We start from the raw sequence: 7,165 nt of genomic DNA, 5'->3' as shown, positions 1-7,165 counted from the left end.
AAAAATCTGGTAATCACTTCAAAGCATACCGATGTTGCGCGCAGCGAAACATCGGTCGGCCAGCCGCAGGCGGGTGCTTACATCCCGCCACCCGAGTGACGCCAGGGCCCGTCTGTTCTCTCATTTCTCCCGAGTACCACAAGCGCCCGTCTGCTCTGGACACGCTGTACGAACGCGGGACTTGTACGACGTCCGCCGCGTTTAACGCCGGAAATGAATTCCGGCTACTTATGACCGTCGGCGCGACCGCCTGAAGGCAGGTCGCGGGCCCCAGAGCGTTGAGAGGGATTTGTTTCGTTGCAAATGAAGGCCCGCCATAGCTTCGAGAAACAGCAATTCATGCCAACGAAGGCTTTCCAGAGCGTTGAACCAACGCTCTCCCTTAAAAATCTGGTAATCACTTCAAAGCATACCGATGTTGCGCGCAGCGAAACATCGGTCGGCCAGCCGCAGGCGGGTGCAGGGCACACGCCTGCACTGACTTGGCAGCCAGAAACGCGCCTGCCGAGACTTACGACCTTTTCGCCACTTCCCTGCTTTTCCCGCGGTTTTCTGCACAACTCCCGGCATTGGCACGACACCCGCCGCAAGGCGAAACAGGGGGGCGCGGGGGGAATTATTTCCTCCGCCGGGGTGCGGGGCGGCGCCCCGCATTGCCTTTTCTGCCTTTCCTTTTCTGCCTTTTCTTACCTGCTTTTTCTTCATCGTCTTCCCATCTGGGAGATGAAGAGGCCTGCGAGGGTAAGAACGGTGCCGAGGGCGGAGAGCCAGGTCAAAGGCTCGTCGAGGACGACGACGGAGACGGCAACGGTGATGACGGGCACGAGGTAGATGTAGAGGCTGGCGCGCACGGTGCCGAGGGCACGGACGGCCATGTTCCAGGTGGTGAAGCACAAAGCGGAGGCCACGAGACCGAGGAAGAGCATATTGACGAGATTGACGGGGCGCAGGAGTCTGGTCATGTCCCAGCTGAAGCCGAAGAAGGCCAGAAAGGGAATCATGAACAGAATTCCCCATCCGAAGGTGGCGCGGGTAATCTGCATGGAGGATATGCCCCAGGTTCCCATGATGCTGGTGAGGCAGGCGTAGAAGGCCCAGACGAAACCGGCGGTAACGGCGAGCAGGTCGCCCACGGGATTCAGGGAAAGCTGTGCGCCGTTGAAGCTGATGAGGCAGATGCCGGTCATGGCGACCACGAAGCCGAGACAGAAGCCTGCGCCGAACCTTTCGCCGCTGTGGAAGACGAAGCGCCCGACGAGCGCGGTAAAGAGCGGCGTTGCCGTAAGAATGACGGCCACGTTGGACGCCATGGTGTGTCCGAGGGCGATGTTTTCCAAAAGATAATACAGACAGATGCCGCACAGTCCTGCGGCGGCCACCACGACGTGCCGTTTTGCCGTCATGCCGGGAAGACGTCCGGGCGCGGCGAGGTACAGGGCAAAGAACGCCATGACGAAGCGCAGAAACAGGATTTCCACGGCCTGAAAATCCCGAAGCAGTACCTTGGTGCACACAAAGGTGACACCCCAGACGACAATGGTGAAAAGCGCCACGGCATGACCGACGGCAGGAGAAGACACATTCATGGAAGACTCACTGGCGGCAGACGGAACAACACAAAAGCCCGAAACGGGCGACCGACGCCAACGTAGCACAACAGGCCGACAGTTCAAGATGCCCGGGCCCTTGCCTTATAAAAAACCCGAGTACCGCCCACGCCCGTCTGCTCCAGACACGCTGTACGGGCACAGGACTTGCACGACGGTCATTGCGTTTAACGGCGGAAGTGAATCCCGCCTACTTATGACCGTCGGCGCGACCGCCTGAAGGCAGGTCGCGGGTCCCAGAGCGTTGAGAAAGGGCAAATCGCTGCAAACAAAGGCCGACCCGAGCGTTGAGAAAGGGCTGAAAGGAGAACTTGAATGCGAGGCAGACGTTGAAACACGACCGTTTTTATCACCGACGGTTTCCCAGAGCTTCGAGCCTCCACTCTCCCGTAAACATCTGGTAATCCCTTCAAAGCATACCGATGTTGCCGCGAAGCGGGAACATCGGTCGGCCACGGCAGGCGGGTGCTTACATCCCGCCGCCCGAGTACCGCAAGCGCCCGTCTGCTCCAGACACACTGTACGGGCACAGGACTTGCACGACGGTCATTGCGTTTAACGGCGGGAATGAATCCCGCCTACTTATGACCGTCGGCGCGACCGCCTGAAGGCAGGTCGCGGGCCCCAGAGCGTTGATAGGGATTTGTTTCGTTGCAAACGAAGGTTTCCCAGAGCTTCGGGCAGGCGCCCTCCCCTGCCCTGTCGCTGTTTCAAAGCTCGGCGTCCGGCTTCCACATATTCCCGCCGCGCGGCGCAGCCGCAAGGCAAAACAGGGGGGCGCGGGGGGAATTATGACATTTCCCCCTGCCCCGAGTACCACAACCGCCCGTCTGTTCTGGACACACTGTACGAGCGCGATGCTTGCACGACGCCCGCTGCGTTTTACGCCGGAAGTGAATTCCGGCTACTTGCGGACGTCGGCGCGGGCTCCTCACCTCGCCCGCGTTCCCCCGAGCGCTGATAAAAAGCTGAAAGAATCAGGGGGGCGCGGGGGGAATTATTTCCCCCGCACTGCCTTTCCTGCCTTTCCGGGGGCCCGGGGGGCTCCCCCGGCGGGGCCAGGGGCAGCGCCCCTGCTCTCTCTTTTTCCCCCGCCGGGATCCGGGGCAGCGCCCCTGTTCTTTCTCTCCGGCGCCCTGCATTAAAAAAAGGGCGGGGCCCTGTTCGGGCTCCGTCCTTTTACGGCACGCGCAGGAAGCGCTTATCTGATGAAGTTGGTCTTGATGGCCGGTTCCTTTTCCGGCAGGGGGATGCCTGCGGCCTTTCCGGCCTCGAAGCAGCGGAGCATCCACGCCATGTTGCGGGCGAGCTGGCGCATGGTCTGGAGGCCTTCGGCGTCCTGACGCACTTCGTCGGGGGTATTGCCGTGCACCTGGTTCCAGTAGCTGGAGGTGACCACGGGCATGTTGTTCATGCCGAAGTACTTGTTGATCTGCTCAAAGGCTGCGGAAGCGCCGCCTCTGCGGCAGCTCACCACGGCCGCGCCGGGCTTGTTGGCAAAGAGGGCGGAGCCGGCAAAGAACAGTCTGTCGAGGAAGCTTTCGAGCTGGCCGGATGCGGAAGCGTAGTACACGGGGGAGCCGAACACGAAGCCGTCGAACTCGGGCACGAGGGCGAGGGCCTCGTTCACCTTGTCGTCGCGGAAGCAGCGGCCCGTCTTGCGGCAGGAACCGCATGCGCTGCAGCCCGCAACGGGCTGGGTGCCGAGCTGAAAGATCTGAGAACTGATGCCCTGCTTTTCCAGTTCTGCGGCCACTTCGGAAAGGGCCGTCCAGGTGCAGCCCTTGGCGTGGGGGCTGCCGTTCACGAGAAGAACCTGCATAACATTACTCCTGTGTCATAAATTCAAGTCTTTTATCATCCCGGGCCGTCATGCCATCCAAGCCCGAAGTCACAAACGACGCGGGCGGCGGATGCGCCGTCCGGCAACATGAGCGACGGGGCGCGGCTGCGGCTCTTTTCCGTCCAAAGGATCAGGCGACAGGAAGGCGCGGCAAAACGCCTTTCCGTTCTGAAAGAGTCCGGGCTTTTCGCGAAAAACGCAAAACGGAGCCGCCCGCAGGCGACTCCGTTTTCAGATACGAATGGACAAAGGACGCCCCTACAGAGCGACGATGACGCGGGCGGGGCGCAGCAGATGGTCGTTGAGCCTGTAGCCCTTCTGCATGACGCGGACAATGCAGCCGGAGTCGACGCCTTCGGCCGCCTCCTGCCCCACGGCTTCGTGGTCGTTGGGATCGAAGACCTGACCGGGTTCGCCCACGGGCACGAGTCCGTGTTTCTTGAGCGCGTCGAGCAGCATGGTACGGGTCATTTCCACGCCGACCATCATGTTGCGGCTCTCTTCCGACTGACCGCCGTACTGGAGGGCGAGGTCGAGATTATCCAGCGTGGGAAGAAGATCGGCGAGCACCTTTTCGGCAGCGTAGCGGGCCTGCTCTTCCTTTTCGCGCTGAACGCGCTTTTTGAAGTTGTCCATCTCGGCCAGCGCGCGCAGCTTGACGGCATTGGCCTCGGCGGCCACATTGCAGGCCGCGCAGAGTCTGGCGCGGCACTCCTCAAGCTGCTCTTCTTCCGTCTTTTCCTGAACGGGAGCGTTCTCTTCGGCGACCTGTTCCGGGGCCTCGAGTTCCGCCTCTTCGTTCACGGCTTCCTTGTTTTCAAATTCCTGACTCATGAAAAGACCTCCAATAGTGGTACACGAAAGGTAGGAACGAAGAGTCCCTCTGTCAAGGAGTTCCGGGCACTTTGCCGCGTCTGCCCTCGCGCACGGCGCGCCAGAGTCCCGTGGCCATGGCGTCGAGGGCGAGCAGCGGATTCACCTGCGCGATGAGCGCGTCCTGACACTTCACGAAGAGCTCGGAAATCTCAAGAAGCATTTCTTCGGGCAGGGGCCGCAAAAGTCCGGCCAGGGGGCCGGAGCTGCGGGAAGCAAGGCAGTCGGCAAGGGCCTTCTGCCCCACGAGCACGACGTTCTGTGCCGTTGCGGCGTCGAGACCGTTTCTTGCCTGGGTCATGTCGAACCAGCCCCGTCCTTCGGAGGCGAAGCGCGCAAGGGCGTTTTCCCAGACCTGAAGCTCGGCAGGCAGCGCGCGTCCGGTTTCAGGCCAGGGCAGCGTGATGACCCATCCCCGGGAAACCAGCGTGGGCAGAAGCCTCTCGCGCTGAGGCGCGGTGAACACGAAGCAGGTATCGGGCGACGGGTCTTCCAGCACCTTGAGCAGGGAATTGGCGGCTTCCACGCCGAGCGACTGCGCCTCTGCCAGCACGATGACGCGGCGACGTCCGAAATGGGGCTTTTCGCCCAGCACGGGACGCAGCGCACGCACCTCGTCTATTTTGATGGACGCGGCGCGACCGTCGAGCAGGAAGAGATCGGGATGCATGTCTGCCCCGATCCGCAGGCAGGAATGACAGGCCAGACACGGCTCGTCGTCCTGCTCCTCGCAGTTGAGCAGCGCGGCCCACCACAGGGCGAGGGCCACGCGGGAGGAGGCGTTTCCGCCTTCCAGATGCAGAAGCTGCGGCGGTTCCTGCCGCATGGCGCGCAGAAAGGCGCGCGGCCTCTCCAGTTCCGGGTCGAGAGATGCGGAAAACGCGGCGCGCGCCTCGTCCACGCCGGGAAGTCTGTCCTCGGGCGCAGATTTGCGCGCGCTCGCCTTGCCGCCTTCCTTTCTGGCCGCAGCCATGCTAGCGCCGGAAGGTCTGATTTCTGTCGGGGCCCACGGAAATGAAGCCGATCTTCACGCCGAGAATGTTCTCGATGCGCTCGATGTAGCGACGGCAGTTTCCGGGCAGGGATTCCCAGGTGGTGCAGGTGGAAAGATCCTCGTCCCAGCCGGGCAGCACTTCATAGACGGGCTTCACGTTGTCGAGTCCGCGCGGGGTCTGCGGCGGATACTGCATGACCTTGCCTTCATATTCGTAGGCCACGCAGAACTTGATTTCCTTGAGGCCGGAAAGCACGTCCACCTTGGTGAGGGCGATGGAGGTGGGATCGCACAGACGAACCATTTCGCGCAGCACCACGAGGTCGATCCAGCCGCAGCGGCGGGGTCTGCCGGTGGTGGCGCCGTATTCGCCGCCCTGACGGCGCAGGAACTCGCCCATGTCGTCGAGCTGTTCCGTGGGGAAGGGACCGGAGCCCACGCGGGTGGTGTAGGCCTTCACGATGGCGATGCGCTGATCGATCATGCCGGCATGCACGCCGGAACCGATGGAGGCGTTGTCGCACACCACGTTGGAGGAGGTCACAAAGGGGTAGGTGCCGTGGTCGATGTCGAGCATGACGCCCTGCGCGCCTTCAAACATGATGTTCTTGCCTGCGGCGTCGGCGTCCATGATGAGCGTGGACACGTCGGCGAGATAGGGCACGAGACGGGGCGCGATGGCCATGAGGTCGTTGAACACGGTTTCGGGATCCAGCGCGGGCAGGCCGTAGAGCTGGGTGAAGAGCACGTTCTTTTCCTGAAGGGCGTGCTCAATCTTGGCACGGAGCACTTCGGGATCGGTGAGATCACCGGCACGGACGCCCACGCGGGCCTTCTTGTCCTCGTAGCAGGGACCGATGCCGCGGCCGGTAGTGCCTATTTTGGACTTGGCGTGTCCTTCGCGCGCACCGTCTATGATGCGGTGATAGGGCATGATGAGATGCGTCTTGTAGCTTATCTTCAGCCTTTCGGGGCTGACGTCGAGACCGAGACTCTGGAGGGCGTCGATCTCATCAAGAAAACTCTCGGGATCAAGCACGACGCCGTTGCCGATGATGCACATTTTCCCGGGGTGAAGGATGCCCGAAGGCACAACATGCAGGACGTACTTCTGGCCATCCACAATGACCGTATGTCCGGCGTTGTTGCCGCCCTGAAAACGGACCACCATATCCACTTCGGAAGTGAGCAGATCGACGATCTTGCCCTTGCCTTCGTCGCCCCACTGCGCACCAACGATAGTCATGTTCGACATATATTTCTCCTTCGGACGCACCTTGGAAATAGTAAGGCCTTCCGGCCTTTCTGAAAACGCGCCAAAGTCATTTTTATAGAGTCCTTTGTCTGACTCGTCAAGCCGAGGACACCTACCTTTGTCCCGGCATCTGCCTGTCACGCAATGCCCGGGGCGACATGTTCCGATGCCCGAGTACCGCAAACGCCCGTCTCTCCGGACACGCTGTACGGACGCAGGACTTGCACGACGGTCATTGCATTTAACGCCGCGAGTGAATCGCGGCTACTTATGACCGTCGGCGCGACCGCCTGAAGGCAGGTCGCGGGCCCCAGAGCGCTGAGAGAGACTTGTTTCGTTGCAAACAAAGGCTTTCCAGAGCGCTGACCCAGCGCTCTCCCCTCCCCATCTGGAAATCCTTACAAATCACACCGATGTGAGCGCGAAGCGGGAACATCGGTCGGCCAGCCGCAGGCGGGCGCAGCCGCGCACGCCTGCACTGACTCCGAAGCCCGAACAGCGTGAAACCAGCCTTCCGGTCTTTGCGCCGTTCTCCCCTGCCCTTCCCGTTCAGCGCTCTTTGCCCGCGTTCCCCAGAGCGCTGTCAAAAAGCT

The 7,165-nt window shown here is 61.6% G+C and carries 5 protein-coding genes; all 5 read right to left on the bottom strand.

The genetic code is table 11. The features are described from left to right. Positions 1-701: 701 nt before the first annotated feature. Positions 702-1,586, bottom strand: a complete 885-nt coding sequence (locus Q0J81_RS09790) for a DMT family transporter (RefSeq protein ID WP_294447508.1) — start codon at positions 1,584-1,586, stop codon at positions 702-704. A gap of 1,222 nt (positions 1,587-2,808) precedes the next feature. Continuing rightward, positions 2,809-3,429, bottom strand: coding sequence for a flavodoxin family protein (locus Q0J81_RS09785; RefSeq protein WP_294447507.1), 621 nt, complete (start codon positions 3,427-3,429; stop codon positions 2,809-2,811). Positions 3,430-3,708: 279 nt separating this feature from the next. After that, positions 3,709-4,284, bottom strand: a complete 576-nt coding sequence (grpE, locus tag Q0J81_RS09780; protein WP_294447506.1) for a nucleotide exchange factor GrpE — start codon at positions 4,282-4,284, stop codon at positions 3,709-3,711. A gap of 52 nt (positions 4,285-4,336) precedes the next feature. After that, the gene (locus Q0J81_RS09775) at positions 4,337-5,296 is read right to left on the bottom strand and encodes a DNA polymerase III subunit delta' (RefSeq protein ID WP_294447505.1); all 960 of its coding nucleotides are present in this window, start codon (positions 5,294-5,296) and stop codon (positions 4,337-4,339) included. A gap of 1 nt (position 5,297) precedes the next feature. Continuing rightward, positions 5,298-6,572 carry an adenylosuccinate synthase gene (locus Q0J81_RS09770; RefSeq protein WP_294447504.1) on the bottom strand — a complete coding sequence of 425 codons (1,275 nt, stop codon included), beginning with the start codon at positions 6,570-6,572 and terminating at the stop codon, positions 5,298-5,300. Positions 6,573-7,165 lie beyond the last annotated feature (593 nt).

Origin of the sequence: uncultured Mailhella sp. (assembly GCF_944324575.1) — a bacterium.
Classification (GTDB): Bacteria; Desulfobacterota; Desulfovibrionia; order Desulfovibrionales; family Desulfovibrionaceae; genus Mailhella.
This window is presented reverse-complemented; position numbering and strand designations above follow the sequence as displayed.